Here is a 22,686-nt window from a genome sequence, read left to right as displayed (position 1 = left end):
TGTCACGAAAATGTCATAAAAAAGTTGCCTTATTTTTTCAAGCGACGCTGTTCCGCCTCCGTCAAACGTGCCAGTTGTGCCGGATCGAGATTGCCCTGACCCAGTACCTGGAACGCACTACCCTGGTCGTAAGCGGCACCGCGTTGTACACCTGAAGCCGGAGCATGCTGGCCTGCGCCGCCATCATCTGGTGCGCCATCGTTGCCAAAGCCCAGTACCCGTACCGTAAAGATGGATGGCAGGTTCTTGCGTGCTTCATTGCGATCACGCTGCATCACATCCTGCGCCGCCGCTGCTGCCGAACTGGCCGCCGCGCTGGCATTGCTCAGTGCACCGACGTTGACAGCTGCGATCATCGGGATGCCTTTGGCTTCACCGGCGACCTTGATGTTGGCCGCATTCACCACTTGCAATGCAAAGATGTTCACATTGCCCGAAACACGGATCCCCGCCTCACCTGCATCGATGGTCCCCAGCGGGGCGATCAGGTCGACGTTACCGGCTGAGGCCTCCGGTACCGGACTCAGGGTAGCGATACCGGCACCCGAGCTAGGTACCTGCGGCGACAAGGTCACATTGCCCCACTGGTCATAAACACGTTTCGGCGGTGTGTACAGGACGGTTGTCTTGGAGCCACGCCCGGCATTGATATCGCCTTGTTCCGACCAGGCGAAGATATCGCCACCGAAGGTCGTCATGACGCGTGACAAACCAAGCAACAGGCTTTGTTCGCTGAACAACTGGATGTCCCCCCTGCCTTGCGTCACCACACCCGCGGTGGATGCCGGTACTTCACCTTGCACGCCAATCACGATCTGGCCGCCCGGTGCCATCATCTGGATGTTGCCGCCGAAGTTGGTATGGACACCTGCATTGCCAAACATGGTGATGTCACCAGCACGCACTATGGTGTCGCCGTGCGCGTCGCGATCCGGGAACAGCGTCGCAATCATGTCGCGGCTACGCAGGAAGGAGTTATAGCGACGGCTGTCCGGATTGTTGTACTCACGGCCACCTTCACGCAATTCTGCGTAGTACACATTACGCAGGAAAACGCGTTGCTGTTCAGGTGCCAGCGCATTGAAGTAAGCCAGCGCATCTGCTGTGGTACCGCTAAAGCCGAAACGCTCCTTCAGCCAGGTCGCCAGCTCACCCTCGTAAGTCTTCACTACCTTGCCAGGCTGGCTGGCCAGCGATACACCCGGATCGGCCAGGTTGGCCGGATCCAGATAGAGCTTGCTGATTGCGCTGAAATCCGGCCCGTTGATACCGCCACCGGCCATCATCGCGATATCCGCACCCGGACGTGTATCACCTTGCACCAGACCGCCGAGGCTGACGACACTGGCCCTTGCATCCTGCGTCAGGTTGCGTCCGGCGCTGATTTCCAACGTACCAGGACCGGCTACCTGGACGTTTGCGTACAAGATATCGCGTCCGGCCTGTACCAGTGAAATATCGTTGTCGTTGTTATGCACGAACAGACTGTTTGTACTAATCACATCACGTCCGGCCAAGATACGGGCGGCAGTCGCGCCGCGATACCAGGTCGGGATGGTGCGACCCAGCCCTGTCATCGGCTGTCTCACGCCACTGTTGACGCCGATCACGTCACCATTCACGCCATAGAACAATGCAGCAGAAGTATCACCGGCATGCAGCGCGCTCGCTCCCAGTGTGTCCGGACCGAATGCGAACAAGGGGAAGTAATGCTGCTTGCCATCTATGGCTGCACCGCTGAACTGATCATTACTGGTCATCGTGCCATCCATACTCAGGTTGGAAATCACGATGCGTCCTTGCTGGTTGAAACCAACGAATGCCGGATTGAACGGTGTCGGCAAAGCTGTATCGGAGCCCGACATGGCGATCGGATAGCCACCGCCATAGATGGAATTACCGGCGAGGAATTCCAGCGCACCGCTGGCCGAAGGCGCAAGCACCAAGTACTTATTGGTGTCGGTACCGGAAGAACCTGGTGCCGCAGAGAAACCGTAATACAGGTTGCCGTTGGCCGCAGTCGCACGCAGGATGGACGGATAGGTAATCACGAGATCGCCTATGCTGGTATTACCCATGCTGGAGCCGCGATTCACTATGTCGGTGCCCGGCGTAAGGTTGCCACCGGCAGCAAACAGATTGATCGCCGTATGCTTGTCCCACAACGAGAACCAGCTTTGGCCACCACCCAGGTAGTTGGTGCCATTCGCTGTATATGGCGAGCTATTGGCTATATACGTACGGCCCGGATCAGCGACCGTTGCCAGTACCAGGTCACCCAGCGTATCCAGATAAATTGCCGTGTCACCCGGCACCAGTGTGATGCCGCCGCTGCTGCTGGCAACCGTAGCTGTGAACGGATCTATGGTGCGGACGTCAGTTGCATCGCCATCGAAACCGCGAAACTGCGTTTGCAACTGACGGTAACGTGGCTTGATGTCGCCGATGGCAGTAGCAGCTACCGAAGTCTTACCACGCAAGTTGATCAACGCACCGTTGAGGTCATGGTTCTGCGCATTGGCACCGCCGCTGCCCACCTGTGTCGTATCAAAGTCCGGATTGAGGACACCGCCCAATCGTATATTGAGGTCACCGCCACCAGTCAAAATCAGCTTGCCATCAGCATCAACGCGACCAGTGCTACCTACCGCCGCAACCAGGGCCTGGCTGCGCGGATAATTCTGCATGGAGTTAACAGTGCCGCGACGCGCTGTTACACCGGCATCACCACCCGCTTCAATATTCAGGTTACCGCCACCCAGGGTACCCAGTCCGGTGAAACCAACCAGGTAAGGTTCGTGATATTCGGTGTTCCATACATTTGCCATCGGTACTGCATAAGCACCAAAATTGATCCACCAGGCAGTCGGTACCGCATCACTGCCAGCAGCAGCGCTGCCAGTACCCTGACGCCACAACCAGTTGCCGACGCCGGCACTCGGGATATTGACCCGTTCAGGCCAGACGAAGGCACCCCATACATCGCCGGTAATATTCCTGCCGGCGGAAATGCTCAGGTTACCGCCCTGCTCCGGATACCACGCCTGGTACGCTGCCAGCGCTGCGCTGTAATCATTGCTTTGTGCACCCAGCAAAGTATTGTTGGTATGCAGGCCGCGCGGCTGGTTGAATATATCCACTCCATTGCTGTCGAGGATGGTGGCCGAAGGTGTACCGGCGGTGTAGACGCCATATGCCGATTGCATGCGAAAATCACCGGCTGCCGCCATTCCGATGTCACCGGTACCGGTACGCAGCACGCTAAACATAGGTGAAAGCAAGCTGTAAGCCGTGATGTCACGCACCGGATTAATGGTCACTACACACATACCCGGACTATCACAGATACCCAGTTCGACATAAAAAGGATCTACTGGTGTACCTTCTTCAAAGCCGGACGGAACCGCATCAGGCCCCCAGGTGTATGACTTGCGCGCCGGGTCTATGCCGCACATCTCCGGCAATACATCGCAGATCCACGTATCGTCAACGCCAACAGGTGTGCCAGGCACATAACCCATGCCCCATGGATCCTGATCAGTCCAGACAAAGCCAGTACCACCCGGCTTCACTTCGACCCGCGTCATCGCATGGGTATCAGCCAAAATAATGGAACCCTTGGCAGCCGGATCAACTGCACGTCGGTCAGCCGATGCCATATCCGCACCTGCTGTCAACTGCAAACTCCAGCTGCTTGCACCCTTGCCCAACATCGGTGCCAGCGCCCAGTTAGCGCCTTGTACGCCGTTCACTTCCGGCCGCAGGTTGATCGGTTTGTCATCCAGCAGTTCGACCCTGGTCATCGCCGGTATCAATGCACCACGCGCCAGCTTGATGGCGATGCTGGCCGACATCGCGACCGGCAGCTTGTAACCCTTAGGCCATACCAAAGCGGCCACGTCTGCGCTGCTGCGCAAGGCAGTACCGGCGCCCAGCTTCATGCCGCTGCTCAGGGTCACGTCGCTCGCCATCACGGTGCCCGCCGCCCACGCGATGCTGCCGTTGGCGTTGTATACATTTGCTGCCAGCACGGTGCCTGCACGCAGCGTGTGGCTGGAAGTCAGCTCCACATCAACCGGCAGTACAGTCCCGCCAGGCAAATTCAGGCCTGCTGCATGCAGGTCGTAATTCAGGGTCGCGCCTTGCGGGAACTGTGTGCCCGCTTCCAGCACCACACCATCGATAGGAATCACGATGTCGCTACCGAAAGGTGTGACACCGTTACCGGCCCAACGCGCCTCGGTCAGGTACCAGCCCTTGTCATCCGGTGTAGTCGGTGGTGGTGCAAAACCATCGTTGATGCTGCCGTAAATATTAATGTCGCCAGCAGCGCGTATCACCAGCATGCCCGGTTCACCAAAACCGCGTAACGCAGGATCAGCACGATTAGCATTCGGGCCATAGCGATAGCCGGACAGGTCCAGGTCACGCGAGATAATCACATCACCATTCGGATTGTCGGTACTAACCTTGCCGACGATTTCCACCCCCGGACGCAGATGGTAGTTGCCCAGGCCAGCCAGGCGATTACCCAGTGCCGTGTTGGCCAACGCCGCATCGATGAATTGAGTATTGTGTGGATCGATACCGCCACGCACGATGACGCCATTGCCATCCTTGATACCGTCAAAATATTCCTGCGTGATTTCCTGTGGCTTGTTGCCGTTCACATCCGGCACCGCAATCTCAGGCGCATCGTCGTAGGAGCGGAAGCCATAGACGGCTACCGTTTTGGCACCGGCGATCACAGGTGTGCCGTTGACAGTAACGGCCACGTCATTCGCACCATTCCCTGTACCGTCGACACCACCGAGACGTGGCGCGCTCAGGTTGACGGTGCCACGTGCGACACCATCATTGCCTTGTGTCACATTGGTACCGGCACGCAAATCGATATGTGCATTGCTGCCCAGGGTCAGCATGCCTTCCTTGGTTGTCAGGTCGACGATCGCACGGTTCGGGCTATCGATGATCTGGCCCTTGCTATCCACGCGCAGACCGGTACCGTGTGCATCCAGTGTGCCATTGACAGTCAGGTTGCCTTTGGCGGCCAGGTAAATCGAGCCGACCTGGAAACCGCTGGCATCGATACGACCATCGACCGTCAGATTGCCGCCATCCACCACGACTTCGACTTGGCGTGCCTTGACCTCATCATTAATGGTCAGATCACCCTGCTTGATCTGGAAGCGACGCGCACCGAATACGCCACCATCGTTCAGGCGCGCATTGAGCGCCGCGAAGTCGGACAAGCTTTGTGCACGCAGGGTGATCTCAGCTGCATCGTACGGCACCAGTGTGCCGCCTGCGTCGTACCAGCCGCTGCTGCTGCCAAGTATGGTGCCAGCCAGGTCAATATGACCTGCGCTATCACCGAGAGCAACTGCTTTCAATGTACCACCGCGATTGCGCTGAGCGGACAGATTAATAATGGAGCCTGCGCTTTGTGTGATATCACCGACGCTGCTGAGCAGCGACAAATCACCGCCCCAGCTATAGCGCGTCTGTTCAAAGAATTTCACTGCACGGCCGGACAGATCGATCTGTGCGTGCTCGCCCAACGTCAGGTCTTCGGTCGCCGACAAGGTCAGCTTGCCGGATGGCAGGACTACTGCGGTATCGACATGTACGGTGTTACCGGACAATTTCAATTCAGCGCCCAAAGCATCGCTGCTGCCTGCAGTACTGCCGCTCGGTGCCAGCACCTTCAATGCGCCGCCGACGGTAATGCTGTTCACCGAAGCCGCAGCGCCAGTCAACAATGGCGCATTGATGTTCAGATCGCCGCCGGTGTATTGATAGCCTTTGCCTGCAATGTAGTCACCCTGGCGATGGTAGACACCCAGCGTGCCTTTGCCGTTCGAGGTCACACGTTCGCTCGCATTCAGGTTAATGGCACCGAAGCCCAGCGCCAGGCGGTCTGCTGACAAGCCTGCATTCGGCTGCGTGTTCGGACCGTAACCAAACAGGATGCGCTGCGCATTGATATCCAGCGTGCTGTCACCCAGCAAGCTACCGATTGCCGCACCCGGTGTGTTCGGCAGGTACTCGCCGGTAGTTTTGGTCGGCGTGATAGCAGCACCGGTCCAGATGAATTCACCGGTCGTAATGCTGGCCTTGTCACCCGCCGTACCATAACCGTAGATGGCAGGCGTACCAAATACCAGTCGTTCTATCGAGGATTTACCGGTAGTCGGATTAAAAGTATCGAGCGCAACCGAGCCATAGATGTTGATCGATTCACGGGCGTTGAAAATTACCGATTCAACTGCTGGCACACCGACACCGGCGTTCCCTGCCAGCAGGCGATCCAGCACACCCTGATTCATCGACAGGCCAGCCGGCAAGGTGCCGTTCTGCTCAGCTTGTGCCAATGCATCATCGCTACCGAGGTTCAATGCAGACAAGGCGAGCAAAAGATTCTTCGCACCATAGCGCGCGTTGTCTTCCAGCGTGAACGATTTATCGGTGGCAATCGCCAGTGTGCCTTCACCATACAGAGTAGTTTCGCCACTGCATGGCGCTGCATTGCATTTACCGATACTGATGGTGCCGCCATTGCCAGCACCGCCCTGGGCAGACAGCAGGTTGATCCAGCCGTTGGAGACGCCCAGCACGGAATTGCCGTTGGTAGAGAACACGACACCGTCCGACGAATCGTAGGCAGCCTTGCCCTGTCCTATCGTATTTATCGATGCGCCCTGCTCCACTGTTATCCCGGTCGATGGCGAATTTTGCACCAGAAAGACCTCAGCGGCCCTCAACTGCGCACCACTGCGCACGATCAGATTGCTAGCTTCGCCTGCGAAGGTGGCGAAGTTATCGCCATAGCTCATGCCCAGCGTGCCACCCACTATCATGCGTGCAGCACCAAATGCATTGAGGTCGCTTGCCAACAATGACGCGCCACTGAAACCAGCCGTAGGCCCGCTATTATCCGCCAGGACCTCGATGCCAAAAGCGCTCACCGCCAGCGTCCCGCCAAAACCATTCGAAGCAGCAACCGGATTAAAGAGCGCAGTACCTTCGAACTGCAACATCGGCATACCGGCATTTGGCGTCGAGTATTTATAGTCCAGCGTCAGGGTAGCTGCATCCGCTGCAATCGCACCGCGCATGCTGCCGCGCTTGGCCGCATCAAGCAGCACAAATGCGTCATAACTGGTTTCGTTAAAAGAAGAATGTTTGCGTACTGCGCTCCCCGGCGTCACGATGACCTGGTTCGGCAAGCTGGCCATGATGCTGGTATTTGCGACGCCGAGATAGGCGGCGCTGACATACGAACCATTACCGGCTGCGGCCACACTGGTAGGCAGCGATGCTGCACCCAGCTCGATGCGGAAAGCACCTGGCAACAAGGCATAGGTAGAAGGCATCAGGGTATAGGTACCCGCTTTCAAGCCCGCGACGTCATGTTCAAATGTGACCTGACGCCCCACCATAGGATCGCCATATCCGGCGTCTGGTGCGACTGGTGCATAAGCACCGGCAAAACTCGGCACGATGGCGTACACGCCATTGCCTGCCTTGCTGAAGTTAAACGCCGGGTTCGCATTCACCAGTGGTGTACGTATGATGTCGACCGAACCACCGCGCCCCGTGACGAAACCGGCGCCGGTCAGTTCACCGCCACCCGACAGATCCAGCACACTGCCGCTTTCTCCGATCACGCTGTTGCCGGTCAGCTTGATACCGCTGCTACCCAATGCACGCGGCGTAATCGGTTTGCCTGCATAGTCGTACGCAATGCCATCTATGGTGCCGCCATACGGCATGACAACCCCCGCACCGCTGACCGAAGTCAGACTGCCCGCCAGCAATTCGACCACGCTGGCGTGTGCGGTATTGGTGGCGCGACTGTCCTGACCGAGGATCAGATTACCCATAGGCGCACGCACTACACCACCCTGGCGCACGATGTCGGCACCCAGTGCCAGCGTACCAAATACCGACAGTGGTGCTGCGACCAGGGCATCGCCATAACGTTTGATTTCCAACGTGCTGCCTGCGTAGTACTTTCCGTTCGGCCACGGCCTGTCATCGAAACCTGCAACGATTTGCGCGCTGACGCCAGTCGCAGGATAAATCTGCGCGGCGGTCAGGGTGATATTTCCCATCGACGCCAGTTCCGTTGATACGTCGCCGTTCAGCCCGCGACCTGTGGTACCGCCCAGCAAACGCAAATCACCACGGCTGAGGATGTCGACTTCATCGAAGGCACGACGATCTACCGTAACCTGTGTACCGTTCTGTTGCGCGATGGTGCCATGCGCGCCGAAGCCGACACGATCACGTATCTCGACCAGATCCGCCTCTACCGCGAAGCTGGCATCGCTACCCGTCGTGCCAGCGCTGTTACGACGTGTCACGCCGTAGATGACATTGAAATCACCCGGTGTCTTGGTGGTACCTGCCAGTCGCACATAAGCCGAAGCCAGTTTGATACTGGCATCGTTCGCTGACGTATCCGCCAGACCGAAACTACCGGCGTACAAGCGCATGCTTTGCGCCATGTTCAGGTTTACACTGCCGTCGAAGCTGAGCAAGCCTTCAACGAACAGCGACAGGTTACCGAAGCCGCCGTTGTTCACTTGCTCGACACTCAAGCGTGCCTTGCCATAGCCCAGCGCAGGATCTGCCTGCCCGGCCTGCAAACCTGCCGACAAACCACTGTCCTGATACAGCTGCGACAGGATCAGTTCGCGTTGTGCGCGCACTGCATCTACCGGTTGATAGTTGTTGGCAAATATAGGCGCATCCAGCGCGACCGCCAGCGTACCGCCAGCTGCGTTGGCACCACCGGCATGCGCACGCAAAGTGCCGTCTATATAAATACTGTGCGCAGATTTAAGGACGATATCGCCGCCATTGCTGGCGACATTGACTTCAGTTGTTCTGCCGTTGGTACCAGCGATATCGAGCTTGGCACTGCTACCCGATGCATCGAGCAAGGCACCCGGACGAATAATGATGGCGACATCAGGTGCAGTGGTCACACCCTTGCTTTCCCAATCCATGCTGCCACCCAGCGTGATGCTGCCGCCGTTCATGACCGAGCCATAGCGACGGCCATCGTTGGTGACACCTGTGGCAGCACGTGCCGCGACGTCGAGCACACCGGTTTCACCTATCCAGATCGAGCGATTGTGCGCTTGCTGCGAAGTGTTCTGTGGTGACGAGGTCAGTGGTGCATCGATACCGATGGCGATATTGCCACCCCACGCATTCAGCGTGCCGTCGACTACGATGCTGCTCTTGCCGCCACCCTGCAAACTGATGGAACGTCCCGGATCAACCGAGACCACTGCGCCATGACCGATGACGACGTCGCCACCTTCTTGCAACATGCGCTGTGAACGCAAGACCAGGTCTGCGCCAGCACGCTGTACCATTTGGCGCTTGGCCGGATCATCCCGATACTGCTCAGGCGTCCAGACTTCAAATGCATCGCGACCATCGATGCTGCCTGCACCATTCGCTGTCACGCGATACACCGGCATCAATACATCCAGCTTCGCGCCATCCGCCACCTGCAAACCGGCATGACCATTGATATCGTATTTGCCAAAGCCTGTTTGCAAGCGTGACGCATCCAGGTTCAATGCACCTGCGGTCGGGCTGGCAGCACCGATCACGACTGCATTACCGGTTTCCAGTTTGAGCGTGCCGCCACCAGCAACACCATAGCCGCGTACTTCGCCATCCAGCGTCAGGACGCCATTGTCATTGCTCTGCGTGCCACTTACATCCGCCAGCAGGCTGACGCTGCCACCCTTGCCGCCGCTTAGTTTGCCTTTGTCCTGTATCGCGGCACCGGACGATGCATCGATCAGACTACCCTGTTCAATCTTGACGTCACGCGTACTTTCCAGTTTGACCGAGCCACCATTCAGGTAAGCCAGACCACTACGCTCGGTCGGAGCCAGCAGCGTATTCACCCAGCGGCCACTGACATCCAGCGTTGCGCCGGTATGCAGCGTGATGGCCGAACCGTTATTGGACAATCCGCCCGCTTGCGAACCTGGCAGCGACGACAGAAACATATTCGAGGCATTGATAGTGCCGCCGCGCACTGTCACATTCGCAGCGATATCTATATTTGCGCCTATCAGGTTCAGCTTGCCGCCATCGTTCAGGGTGATGCCTTTGTCGATCACGATGTTGCCGCGCGTGCCGAGGTCCAGGCCAGCCAGATGCTGATCATTGATGGTCTGGCTATCCAGCCAGACCGTGTTGATACGTGTCGGATCCAGTGCATCACGTGCGGCCATGCCGATGGTGACTTCGTTGACGTCACCCAGCTTGACGTCACTGTCGTACAGGCCGGTACGACCAGGAGCGGTGTACTGCCCCAGTGAGATGGTCGCACCTTTGGCAACCGCTGTTTGCGCTTGTTTATAACCATCGCTGATCGCATCACGGCCGCGTGTCTGCTGCTCACCCTGATAAACCTTGGCGACAATTTCACCTTCCAGCACTGCGGTCGGTGCATTGATGACGAGGTTACCGGCATCACGACCTACGGTGTAGCCATTCTCGATACGCTGGCGGGCTGCGATCAGCGGGTTGTAGTAATACTTGGTGGCTTTGGCACCCCAGCGCTCGCTGGTATCTTCATAGCCTTTATAGACACCGGTGTAGGTGACACCGGCTGGCGCTTCGCCTATGCGATACAACTTGCCGTCACTGCCCTTGAGCCAGGTCTGATTGACCATGCCGGTTTGTACGTTGTAGCTGCCACCGGAGAGGTTGATGGCCGAGCCTTGTTGCGTAATGACTTCACTGCCACCGAGCGTGACCGTGCCACCTTGTGCTGCCCATTCGCCTATGCTGTGACCCTGGTTGCTGAGGTAGCCGCTGACTTCGAGCAAACCACCTGCGGCATACCAGCGATCGCTGGCATAACCACCGGTACCGGCCGGTACCAGGATGAGGTCACGACGGTCCAGCCAGATATCGCTATTGAACAGGCTGCCGCTGTCACGGTTGTCCGGCGAGTCGCGCAACTCATTACCCTGGATGTTGACCTTGACGTTGTTGCTTTCCATCGCGACGTTGACGCCGACTGCACCGGAGACATCCAGGCGCGCCTTGTCTGCAACAAAAGTACGGTTCTTGGCGCTGACCGCGATCTGGCCGCCGGTAGCCAGCGTCAGTGAATCAGCGGCGAAATGCACATCGCCGCCGGAGACGATTTCTATGCGTGATTGATCGCGGCGGTCGTTGAGTGTCGACAGATTGTCATAAGTAGCAGTGGTCACGCTCAGCAAATCCTGTGCCGCCGATTCCTTGATGAGAGCATCGCGCTGGCTATCCAGTGCCGTGCTCTTGCCATCGTCTTCAATCAGGATGGCGGTGGTGCTGCCCTCACCCAATGTGACGCTACCTTGTGTGTCACTGGCTGAGTTGAGCAAGTGGATAGTGCCACGGGTGTTAACTGTCGTCGTCGCAACGGCTACACCGTTTTGCTGCACATCACGACCAGTCAAAGTGACATCGCCTTCGCGCGCGATGATGAGACCGGTGTTGGTGACCTTACCTGCATTGCTGCCTGCATCAATCTTGGCAGCAACTTCATTACCGCGTGTGGTGCTATAGGTATTGCCTTCTGTGCCTACGCCTTTACGGATGAAGAAGCTGTCACCTGCTGCCAGTGTGGTCTGGCCCTTGCGGGTCGTGATTTCACCCGCGTTGTGTACTTCCTTGCCCATGACCAGCACATAGCCGCCGCCAGAGGTGACCGATGTCGGTTCATGCGTGGCGATCTGCGCACCGGATTCGATCAGCACATTGCCATTCGCACCAGTGAAGCTGGCAGTGTTCAGGTTAGGGCTGTAGATACCGGTATTGAACTGCGAGTCGAGGATGTGTGCTGCCGCGACGACCAGGTTACGTGTGTTGACCTGGCTGCTGCCGGTGAAGATGATGCCATTGGCATTGACGATCATCACGGTGCCCGGCGCCTTGATCTGGCCCTGGATCACACTAGGAGCGGTTGAATTATTGATGCGGTTGAGGACTGACCAGTCCGCTTGCTGGTCGAAGTTCAGGATGGTGTTCTTGCCGATGTTAAAGGTTTCCCAGTTCAGGATAGCCTTGTCAGCGGTTTGTTTGATGTCAACAATGGTCTTGCCATTCGACGTACTTTGCGTCGGGCCATGCGCATTGATCCAGCTGTTGACCAGACTGCCTGCATCCAGGCCACCGGCACCCAGACCATCCGGCACACTCCCGGCACCTGCGCTGGCAGCCAGTCGGTCTGCACCTAGTCGCGCTTGTTGTAATGCGATTGCACGCGCGGCGGAATTCAGGTTCGCGAGCGAACGTTGCAGTTGTGTATTGGCTTGTTGTTGCTGCAGCGCCGGGGAACTGGCTGGCATCGCAGGCATACCGTTAGGCAGCTTGCCGGTGGTGACTGCGGCCGCCTGCACTGCACCCTTTTGCGCATACCATGCAGCACTGAATGCCTGCTGCGCAGTCGCATCCCCCATCACGCTGCCGGTTGCCAGCATCAGGGCGATGGCATGGGCTAATGGCTTCATCCGGCGCAAGCCTGCATCTGCAGTTTGCGTACGGTTGAAAAATGCTGGGTTCATCTTGGCAGGACGGATGGACGGCATGGCTGACTCTTTCAGTGGTGATTCATGTTGGAAGGAATAAATACGGCGGAAAATTTCCTGACCGCCTTTGCCTCCCTAGACGAAAGCCAACACCAAAAGCTATACAAAAATTTACTGAAAAATATGAGCAGCCACGCGCAGCGATAGCACTGGTATGGCTTGCTGAAAACAAGATATTTTTTATGACAATCAGATGACATGATCTGACCGCCCGTTTACCCTATTTGAGCAGGACCAGACCGCCCGGCAACGAGGTCACATCAAGCTTGAACAAACGCTGGATTTGCGCAATCGCTTTATCCAGATCGCGAATGTGAAAACGACCACTGACCGGCTTGTCTGCCATCGCTTTTGACATCAAGACGACACGCCCCGGACGGTAACGATTAATCTCTTCAACCACTTGCGCCAATGCCGTCTGGCGAAAACTCAGAATGCCGCTGCGCCAGCCGGATGCATCCACCGGATTGATGCTGCGTATCGCCTGTATCGCCTGACTATCGTAGGTAACCTGTTGGGCTGCACGCAGTACGACTTCATCGTTGCCCGACGCGACCTTGACCATGCCATCCAGGCAAGTCACACACACCGCATTGCCGAGGTGACGCAATTCAAAGCGCGCATCGATGCTGGACGCACGGCCGCCTGCCGCACTGACCACAAACGGCTGATCCCTGTGCGTCGCATCTACCGCCACCTCACCATCCAGCAGCTGGATACCGACGGTTTCGCCGCGCAAGGTTTGCACTGCGATCGCACTACGTGTATTCATCTCTACCGATACGCCGGACGCCAATTGGATATCGCGCTGCTCACCCGCTGCAGTACGGTAATCAGCGCGCCATGCGTCGGCTACCGATGGCCACATATCCAGTGGTGGATGTATCAAAGCCACACCTGCGATTGCTGCGCAGGATGTCGCCAGCGCGCCACCAAGGAAAGCACGACGCGAGATGCCTTGCTGGGTCGCCTTGCGTGATGGGCGATTGCGCAGCGCAGCCAGTTCGGCATCACCGGCACTCGCCAATACTGCGGCTGGCAGCATGTCCTGCCACATGCGCTGGGCTTTTTCGAAAGCCTGTGCATGCGCCGGGCTGGTCGCGCACCAGTGCCGCAAGGCATGGGCATCTGCTGCACGTGCAGTACCGGAACGCAGGCGTCGCAGCCAGGCGTGCGCCTGCAGCTCCAGTTCATCTGGCGTACGAAGGGATGGCTGCATGTGCTCAGACACGATGACAGGCTCCAACGGATGGCAACAAGGTCATGGATATTCCAGAAAAAAGACGATATATACCCAAGACGTTTTTCAGTCGCCGAAACTGCACTTTGTTTTTATTCTTCATGGTGTGGGCTCGCTCATGTGCTGGATCACATGCTCATGCGCACGCTTGAGTTCGCGATCAACCAGGCTTAGCGATACGCCCAGGCGGTCCGCGACTTCCTGCCGCGGCATCTCGTCTACACGTATCAGAATCAGGATATTACGGCGGCGTGATGGCATTTGCTGAATAATCGCCGCCAGCCGCTCGGCTTCGGAACGAGCTTCAAAGGTACGCGCCGGGCCAGCGGCCGGATCGGACAGATCGGCCAGCACTTGCTCGACTTCGGTACCGCTGAGGAAACGCTTCTCTGAACGCATGCGATCCAGTGCTGCATTGGTCGCCATCCGCATCAGGTAACTCAATGGATATTGCACCGGTTCAATGCCATCCTTGCCGTCACCCTTGCTGTTTTCCAGCCGTAACCAGGTTTCCTGCAAGGCTTCACCAGCCAGGTCGGCGCTGCCCAGATGCAGGGTCAGACGCCGCTTGAGGTCGTCATAGCGCCGTACCAGGAAGTCACGCAAGCCTGTGATACCGGTATCACTCATCAGTGCCTCGCCAGCGCACGACAATCACCACCCGCAGCCAGTTGCTGTGGCAGGATCAACATGAAGAAAGGAAGCGTGGTATCGCTCGGCCCGCGTCCGAGCTCCACTTTTTTGAGGGCTTGCAGGATGGCGTGGTCACGCGTTTTGTTGCCACTGCTATCGAGCAGCAGCGGCTGCGTGATGCGGCCCTTAACATCGACGTAGAAACGCAGGGCGATGCGGTAGTCGAGTGCAGCGATAATCGGATCACGACAAAAGGCATCCCGTACGCCGGACTGCAACAAGGCGGAATACGCAGTATTGTCCTGCTTGCTATTTGTCGTTTTGGCTTGCGGTTCCAGCACGAAGGCATCGGCTGCAGTAAAGGTTGCGGCCAGTCCACTGCCCTCAAGCATGAGACGCAAGGCGACATCCGGAGTGTAGTGTCCGGACACTGGTGCGGAGAGCAAACCCTGGATAGACGATGCACTGTACAGACCCGAGTATCCGGTCTGTTCACTATAGGCATCCAGTGCTGTCTGCAAAGACTGTGCAGGGATATCAAATTGCATGCTGCCTGCCATCGACACAGCTTGCGTGTGTGTGGGCAGATGACGCACATCCGGCTGCGCAGCGAGATCGCGCATCAGCAAAGACATGCCCACCACCACGGTGTACATGGCGATGGACACGATTCTTCTTGCCATAGGGATGTGAGTAATATTTTCATGGATGAGATGTGCGATCCAGACCAAGGGCTGCTTTAGCACCTCAAGCAGCCTGCGCATCGTACCCAAGCAATATGACCTTGCCGTGACAGAAGATTGACTCTTGTTAACCTTGTACCGTCAGTCGTCCGGCTCACCCTCGTGCAGATCCTGCACTTCGGATTCCGGCGCTTTATTCCCACCGCGTTCACCGATGGCGCGACGCGCCGCCACCAGTTCTGCATGGGATATACCGAATTCCGCCATCGACGCTGCCATCAAATTCAACAAAGCCACGCGCTGGCGTTGGCGTACTGCTTCAGCACGGCGTGTCCGCCTGACCTGACGGTCAGCGGCCGTCAATTGCTGCAGGTGGACGTCATGCGACTCTTCATGTGTCGGCATAGCGATTCCTTATTCATACCGGCCCCAAGCAAGGGGCCAGTGGTGTGCCTGGATCAAACTCAGGCGGCGACCGATACATCCGCCTTTGCGGCGTCGGCTTCTGCTTCCGTACCGGCAACCGATTCCGGTTTGTAATTACGCAGGTGCAGGAAGAACTGACCCATCATCTGTGTCCACAATTGCAGCGAAACAGCCAGGTGTGCAGGCGCCACACCACCGGCAACCATCACGTCCATTTCCAGCACGACGAAATCGCCATGCAGCGCTACGCGTGCGAAACGCTTGGTACGGTGCCATTCAGTCAGCACGCCTTCCGGCAACACGCCACCTTGCACGCGCAATGGGCAGCTCAGGGTGAAGTCAGCATATTGGCCAGGTGTGACCGCATTGCCCCACAGAACCTGAAAGCCGATACCGTGGCTGGCGCTATGCAACCAGGTGGTACCGTCCTGTTCGGTAGTGGTGACTGCGCAACCGGCTGCCTTGATGGCATCGGAGACTTGTTCTGCATTGACGGTGTTCAACAACTCAGTTGCTGGTGTTGCTGGTGTTGCTGGCGTCGCTGCTGCTGCGGTAGTGGATTTGCTCATGTTATTTCCTGATCTTTAAAAGTGTGTGTGTTCGCAAGGGAGCTCTGCATCATGCAAGCTCCCCTTGCCGCATTTATTTCTGCAAGGCTGCGTCCAGTGCGGCGCTGTCTATCTTCAGACTGCCCGCAGGAACCAGTCCGGCCATGTGTGCCTGTACCAATTGCTGCTGACGTTGATCGCGCAACGCTGTTTGCAGGCGTGGCTTGATTTCTTCCAGTGTGGCGGTACGTGCAGGCTGGGTTTCCAGCAATTTGACGATGTGGAAGCCGCTGGCCGATTGCACTGGCTCGCTGACCTGGCCAGTTTTCAGTTTGGCTACTGCATCACGTACTTCCGGCAGCATCTGCTCCAGTGGCAGTATGCCGACTTCACCGCCGCGTTCGGCGCTACGCGGATCTTGCGAACGGCTGCGCGCCAGTGCGGCGAAATCACCACCACGCGCCTGGCTTGCCAGCTTCTTCGCTTCATCACGCAGTTTGGTGATAGCGGCTACATCACCGCCATTGCTGGCCAGGTAGATTTGCGCAACGCGATAAGTCGCTGGCAAATTGAAGTTGGCCTTACCTTGTTCATAGGCTGCTTTTACTTCGGCATCGGATGGATAGGTTGCAGGTACTTGTGCGACAGATTCCAGATAAGCGGTGCTGACGATACGCGCTGTCACTTCACGCACTGCTGCATCCACCTTGGCCTTGACTTCAGGACGCTCGCCCCAGCCCTTGGTTTGCGCTTCACGCAACAAGGCTTCGCTGGTCACGCGCTGACGCAACCAGTTCTCGACACCGGTGCGGTTGCTCTTGATGGCGGCGCGTTCTGCTTCCGGCATGCCTTGCAACAAACGGGTGATTTCATTCTGGCCGATGGTGACGCTGCCTGAGCTGGCTACGACTTTATCGTTAGCCGCCGATTGCGCAACCGACATGCCCATGACAGACGCCAGCAAGACACCGATAGCAGTACGTGTAACTGGCAATACCTTATTCATATTCGATTTCATTCTCATTTCCTTTACTGTGAGTTCGCACCGACATAGTGTGCCTGTGCGAAATGACACGGACATTACTGACTGCGTGGCTGCTCAGCCTGTGCGTTACTGCCGCGTACATCAAAACGACCTTCATACAATTTGTCGCCATACTGCTGTGCAATCTGATCCAGTTTGACCCGGCTTTGCGCTGCAAATGGCTGACGTGCACTCATTAAGGTACCCATATCCTGCGTTTCATATGCATGCAGGATTTCCTGTCCTACTGCGTACAGCTGTGCATTCTTCGCTTCGCATTGCGACACGGATTTGGCCTGGGTGCTGGTTTCCAGTGCCAGGCGTTGACGCTCGCCTTCAGATGCACGTGCCAGCTTCAGCAACTCGTCATAAGCACTGCGATACTGCGCGATTTGCGCATTCACCTTATCCAACGCTGCCTGGTTCTGCTGTTTGACGCCGCTCAGTTGTTCACGTGCCTTGCGCTCTGCGGCCTGGCTATTGCTCAGGTCTTTTTTGACCTTTTCAATATCAGCCGGAGTCGATGGCGCTGCTGCGCCACCCTTGAATGCAGCCAGCTCGTTCTGTGCCTGCTGCAACTGCGTGGTGGTAATCCGCAGTTGCGCACGCAGGCGTTCTTCCATGCTTTGGTTTTGCGCCTGTGCCGCACCGCTGGCCAGCATCACGACGATGGCCGCAGCCAGGGGTCGCAAGGTGGACAAACGTGCGTGGCCAGGGAGGATGTGTAGTGACATAAGGTCCTCGATTAGAAGCGTGTGTTCAGCTCAAGCTGCATCACATCGATAGCAAATGGCGAGCCATAGATGGCTTTAGTCGACAACCAGCGACCACTCAGAGACGTGTTTTTGTCGAAAGCATAGGTACCGCCGAGTGTGTAACCACGTGCATTGGTACCACCCAGATGGAAGGACGAATCGTTGTAACCGTCCGGCATCGCATCCGGTTCTATGTATTTATAACCGGCGGATACATTCCATTGACCGCGTAAATTAGGATTCGGGTTGCCCAGGGTTGCCTGCACCATGTAGGCATTACCGCCACTCTGGAAGTTGGCACGTCCGTTGTTACCGGTCGAGTCGTAGTTATTGATAATGCCACCACGCGAACGCGCGAACATTTCGTCTTCGTCGTAGGCAAGGTTGCGGATGTAGTTCGCATCCAGACGCAAGCCATAGTCACCCAGCACTTTGGTTTCCCAACGCGCATTCAGGTCCAGCAACTGGAACTTGGACGCCAGACCCAGATACTGCGGCAATGGGGTACGTGCCGGGTCAGCCGGGTTCAGTGCAATATCACGCAACAGCATCAGGGTATTACCCTTTTGCATGAAGGCAGGACGCGACCAGTCGGTGCTACATGCAGTTGATTCACCAGCGTACAGACGGCACGGCTCGGACAGCTGGCCACTCACGTTCTGGAAGCTGTAGTAAGCAATCGCGCCACGCAGACGATTGGTCGAATCAAGCTTCCAGTTGGCGCCGATCTGCGCACCCAACAACCACTTGGTTTCGCTGCGCATTTTATCGCCCCGGTCTTTAGGGAAGCTATCAGACGAGTATTCCAGCGGGATCACACCCAAGGTACCAAACATCGACAAGGTGTCGTTACTGAATTTCTTGTCGAATTGTGCGGCAACACCATCAAAGTTCAGATCATTCGAGAACAACATGTCGCTCGATACAAACGGATTGCCGAAGCGACCGCCGGTGATCTTCAGCCAGTCAGTCGGACGATTCGAAACCCAGGCCTGATCCAGCCAGATGTTTTTCTTGTTCAAGCCGCCGCCCAAAGTCTGGGTAGTCGACACCGGATTATCATCGCTACCCGTCGCCAGCCTGATACCGGCGCTGGTGCTATCCGAGATATCTGCAACGACACCAAAGCGGGCGCGAGCACGCCAGAGATTCTTGCGATCCTGGCGCGTATTCAGCATAGGTGGCAAATAGCCATTGGTATTCGTATTCCAGTCGTAACCACTACCCGCATTGATCGCCGCGTAGTCTGCCAGATTTAAATTATCGTTATGGCCACTGTAATAACGTGATTCGTTACGCAAACGCATATCACCTTCGATGCGGATACGTTTGGTCCATTCCGGTGTTTCATTCGGTGCTGCCCAACCTTCGGTGCGGGCCTGTGCCATGACCTGGCCTTTGACTTCATCACGGATCTGGTCACGTACGGTTTGCGAGATATACGGTACGCGTACATCACCCGCTTCCGGACGCATTGCAGCAGTACCTGCCACTGGTGCGACGGCAGCAACTGCAGCGACCTGACGTTGCGCCTGTTGTGCTGCCATCGCTTCGGTTTGCGCTTGTGCCAACAGTGCTTCGCCGACGTCCTTGTTTAGGGTGCCGCTCTGGATCAGGCCACGGATCAATTTGACCATCGCGCTTTCGGCCGGTGCTGCGGTTTGTGCTTGCGCCGCGCCAGTCGCCATCAGCAAGGCAACCGCCGAAGCAATCGCCAGGTTCTGCACGGATTTACGTGCCGGGAGGCTACGGCCCCGTGGATTAGATAAATAATTCATGCTTGCTTTCACCAATTGAAATGAAATGGAATGGTTGTCAGGCTTCGTCATGGACGACGCCCCTTGATCGTCAGGCGAGCCGGGAAACGTTGTGTCGCAGGCGGCCGCACATCACTGCGGAAATCACGCGCCATAGCCAGCACCGCTTCATCGATCTGCTCGTTACCCGTGGTCTGTGCCAGCTCTACACGTGTCGCTTTGCCCTCGGCATCCAGCCACAGGTTGATGCGTATTTCCTGGAAGGCCAGCGTGCGGGTGCGCGGATCACGTGCAAATGCCTGCTGCAATGCATTCGCGACATAACCTGAATACGAACCGGTACCGCCGCCACCACCAGTCGAGCCACCGCCACGTCCGGCAGCGATGCCGAAGGAGTCGGTACCCGCTTGTGCAGCACCATCGATCGTGACCGGGTCACCGGCATCCGGTGCAGGCGTCGGCGAATCAGCCGGTGCTTCCTGCGGGTTGGTAGTTGGTTCAGGCGGTGCTTCCGGCTGTACTTTTTCCGGCTCCGGTTCCGGCAGCTTTTCCGGCTCCGGTGGAGGTGGCGGCGGTGGCGGCAACATCAGCATCGGGGTGGCAGCCACCTCGCGCTTGGTGCTCGCCGTCCCCGACACCAGATACCAGACGACCGCTACCAGCACGACCAGAATGAATCCGCCTATCGCATAGCCGCCCCAGCGCCGCCACAGATCGGCAGGCCGCGAGCTTGGCTGAGAACTTAAATGAAGGCGATTCACATTAGCCCCCTCAAGCCGCTTTACCGGTCACGAGGCCGATCTGGTTGAGCTCGATGCGACGTAGCAGGTCGAGTACTTCCACTACCTTCGCGTACTGCACCGATGCATCACCGCGCACGATCACCGGGAAGTCCGGTGTCAGTGCTTTCTCGGTACGCAGGCGTTCTTCGAGTTCCGGCAGCGTCACCGGAAATGCATCGAGGAATACCTGGCCCGCGTTATCGATGGTGATGGCCTTGGTCTTCGGCTTCTCCAGCGCGACCGAAGAACTTGCCTTCGGCAAGTCGACCTTGATGCCCGGAATGCTGGCATTGCTGGTCAGGATAAAGATCACCAACACCACCAGCAGCACGTCAACAAAAGGCGTGATGTTGATGCCGCCGGCACGTTTTTTTGTGCCGAATTTGGCTGCGTTTGCCATAGTTATCTGCTCCTCAAGCCTGGCGCAAAGTGGCGCGAGCTTGACGGCCTTCGCCCTGCTCTTCAGCCAGGCGGGTAGCAAATTCGTCTACGAATACGGCCATGTCGGCGCCGATCGCATCGGAACGCGAAGCCAGCCAGTTGTAGCCAAACAGCGCAGGAATCGCGACGCCCAGGCCAGCAGCGGTACACAACAGCGCAGCCGCCATACCTGGTGCCACCGAGTTGATGTCCACTGCGCCAGCCATTGCTGCCACCACGAACACCAGCATGATGCCGATCACGGTACCGAACAGACCGACGTAAGGTGCACCTTCAATCGCAGTCGACAACCAATTCATGCGATGCGACATACGTTCGTTTTCACGCACCATCACGCCATCCATCGCAGCACGGATCGCGCTGATGGTTGCGTTCGATACTGCATTCAGGTCGTAGCCACGGTCATGGCGGCGACGCATTTCATCCACCGCTACCTTGTACAGACGCCACAGCGAGGAATCCGCTTTCACGTCTTGTGGCAGTTTGCTGCTGTTAGCCAATTGGTCCAGCGGTGCACCTGCGGTTTCACGGAAGTGATCCATGAACACAGCGTTGGCACGCGAGATCGCAGCGTAGTTGCGACCTTTGCTGATCATGATGGCCCACGACAACACCATCATCACGCCCAGGATAATCACGACCAGCCAGGCATCCAGTGGCATCGCTGCCAGGATGAAGCCGAAGTGACTCTTGCCTGCCTGTTGCTCATCGCTGCCGAATACTGCGAGGCGCGATTCCGCACCTTGCGACACGGCATCAGCCAGCAACAAGGTGTCGCTGCGCGCTACTTTGGACATACGTACTTCATCGATCGCGCCGATGAATGGAGTCATCGCTGCAGACTGCGCTGCAGTGTCACCACCGATCGCTGCCACGGTATTCAATGCAGGCATGCTGGCTTCCAGCGAAGCAGTAGCACGGCCACCGACGTGCAGCGTGACGTTCTTGCCATCCGCTGTGACGGCCAGGTGCGACCACTGTCCGGCCTGGATAGGCTGGCCAGGTTTGCTGCGTTGACCATTGACTTGTACGAAAGGGACACCCTGGTCGATACCGACCAGGAATTCACGACCGCTGTCGCGACGTGCATAGATCAGTTGTTGTGCGCCCAATTGCTCCGGACGTACCCATACCGAGAACGTGAACGCGCCACCGGCTTCCTGCGTCAGCGATGGTGCAGCTGGCAGCATCAATGGGGTGCCGCTCAGTTTCGCGCCCTTGCCGATGACAGTACCGTCGATGCTGACGACTGCGGTTTGTGCGTTGTTGCCGAAGGCAGTGGTATCACGTGGCGGGGTTGCTGCTTCTGCGAAGTGATACACCAGTGTGTAATCAGGATCGAAAGTACGTTGACCATTGCCGGATGCCGGAGCCTTAGGATTGCCGTAGTACATCCAGACTTGCTGTGGCGCACCCGCTGGCAATGCAGGCATATCTACCCACACCAGTGCGATGCCGAGTAAAGGATCGAATTGTTCGATCTGATGGTTCAGCACAGTCTTGTCATCACCTGCCACGAAGCGCAGATCGGCGCCGGTGTCGCTGACACCTTCAAAGCTGAAATTACCGGTATGCAGGCGCACCAGTACTGGAGTGCGACCAGCGTCACCACCCAAAGCGCCGCCTTGCGGACCCGCGTCGATAGTGATCGGCTTGCGGTAAGCCCAGTCAGGTTGCCACCAGGCGTGTGCCAGGTTGGGCAAGAGCGTGCTCAGCATGGTGAGCGTAAGTAAAAGAATGCGTCGCATAACAGTGGATCTCCGAAAACTCGTCTAAA

General features: G+C 57.3%; 12 protein-coding genes. All 12 read right to left on the bottom strand.

The window, feature by feature from the left end:
- Nucleotides 1-29: 29 nt before the first annotated feature.
- The 12 genes from H7U06_RS12430 to H7U06_RS12375 all read right to left on the bottom strand — a co-directional run bounded on the left by H7U06_RS12430 (nucleotide 30) and on the right by H7U06_RS12375 (nucleotide 22,657).
- Nucleotides 30-12,620: a filamentous haemagglutinin family protein gene (locus tag H7U06_RS12430; protein WP_175626465.1), complete on the bottom strand. Its 12,591-nt coding sequence runs from the start codon at nucleotides 12,618-12,620 to the stop codon at nucleotides 30-32.
- Nucleotides 12,621-12,840: 220 nt separating this feature from the next.
- Nucleotides 12,841-13,839, bottom strand: a complete 999-nt coding sequence (locus tag H7U06_RS12425; protein WP_175626464.1) for a FecR domain-containing protein — start codon at nucleotides 13,837-13,839, stop codon at nucleotides 12,841-12,843.
- A gap of 120 nt (nucleotides 13,840-13,959) precedes the next feature.
- Entirely contained in the window at nucleotides 13,960-14,490 is a 531-nt protein-coding gene (locus tag H7U06_RS12420) for an RNA polymerase sigma factor (protein ID WP_175626463.1), read from the bottom strand.
- Complete coding sequence (locus tag H7U06_RS12415; protein WP_175626462.1) at nucleotides 14,490-15,176, bottom strand: secretin and TonB N-terminal domain-containing protein; 687 nt, start codon at nucleotides 15,174-15,176, stop codon at nucleotides 14,490-14,492. Before H7U06_RS12415 ends, H7U06_RS12420 begins: the two co-directional genes overlap by 1 nt.
- 141 nt (nucleotides 15,177-15,317) lie before the next feature.
- Complete coding sequence (locus tag H7U06_RS12410; RefSeq protein ID WP_175626461.1) at nucleotides 15,318-15,581, bottom strand: hypothetical protein; 264 nt, start codon at nucleotides 15,579-15,581, stop codon at nucleotides 15,318-15,320.
- A gap of 59 nt (nucleotides 15,582-15,640) precedes the next feature.
- Nucleotides 15,641-16,171: a YbjN domain-containing protein gene (locus H7U06_RS12405; protein WP_175626460.1), complete on the bottom strand. Its 531-nt coding sequence runs from the start codon at nucleotides 16,169-16,171 to the stop codon at nucleotides 15,641-15,643.
- Nucleotides 16,172-16,244: 73 nt separating this feature from the next.
- Nucleotides 16,245-17,168 carry a peptidylprolyl isomerase gene (locus H7U06_RS12400; protein ID WP_175626459.1) on the bottom strand — a complete coding sequence of 308 codons (924 nt, stop codon included), beginning with the start codon at nucleotides 17,166-17,168 and terminating at the stop codon, nucleotides 16,245-16,247.
- A 62-nt stretch (nucleotides 17,169-17,230) separates the two neighbouring features.
- Nucleotides 17,231-17,908 carry a hypothetical protein gene (locus H7U06_RS12395; RefSeq protein WP_175626458.1) on the bottom strand — a complete coding sequence of 226 codons (678 nt, stop codon included), beginning with the start codon at nucleotides 17,906-17,908 and terminating at the stop codon, nucleotides 17,231-17,233.
- Nucleotides 17,909-17,919: 11 nt separating this feature from the next.
- A complete protein-coding gene (locus H7U06_RS12390) occupies nucleotides 17,920-19,707 on the bottom strand; it encodes a putative porin (protein ID WP_175626457.1) in 1,788 nt (595 codons plus the stop codon).
- Nucleotides 19,708-19,754: 47 nt separating this feature from the next.
- Nucleotides 19,755-20,447: an energy transducer TonB gene (locus tag H7U06_RS12385; protein WP_175626456.1), complete on the bottom strand. Its 693-nt coding sequence runs from the start codon at nucleotides 20,445-20,447 to the stop codon at nucleotides 19,755-19,757.
- Nucleotides 20,448-20,457: 10 nt separating this feature from the next.
- Entirely contained in the window at nucleotides 20,458-20,868 is a 411-nt protein-coding gene (locus tag H7U06_RS12380) for a biopolymer transporter ExbD (protein WP_012080231.1), read from the bottom strand.
- 13 nt (nucleotides 20,869-20,881) lie between these two features.
- On the bottom strand, nucleotides 20,882-22,657 hold the full coding sequence (locus H7U06_RS12375; RefSeq protein ID WP_175626455.1) for a DUF2341 domain-containing protein: 1,776 nt from the start codon (nucleotides 22,655-22,657) through the stop codon (nucleotides 20,882-20,884).
- Between the last annotated feature and the right edge of the window lie 29 nt (nucleotides 22,658-22,686).

Source organism: Herminiimonas sp. Marseille-P9896 (assembly GCF_903993245.1).
In the GTDB taxonomy this organism is placed as follows: domain Bacteria; phylum Pseudomonadota; class Gammaproteobacteria; order Burkholderiales; family Burkholderiaceae_D; genus Oxalicibacterium; species Oxalicibacterium contaminans.
The sequence above is the reverse complement of the archived record's forward strand: the minus strand, read 5'-3'. Positions and strand labels throughout refer to the sequence as shown.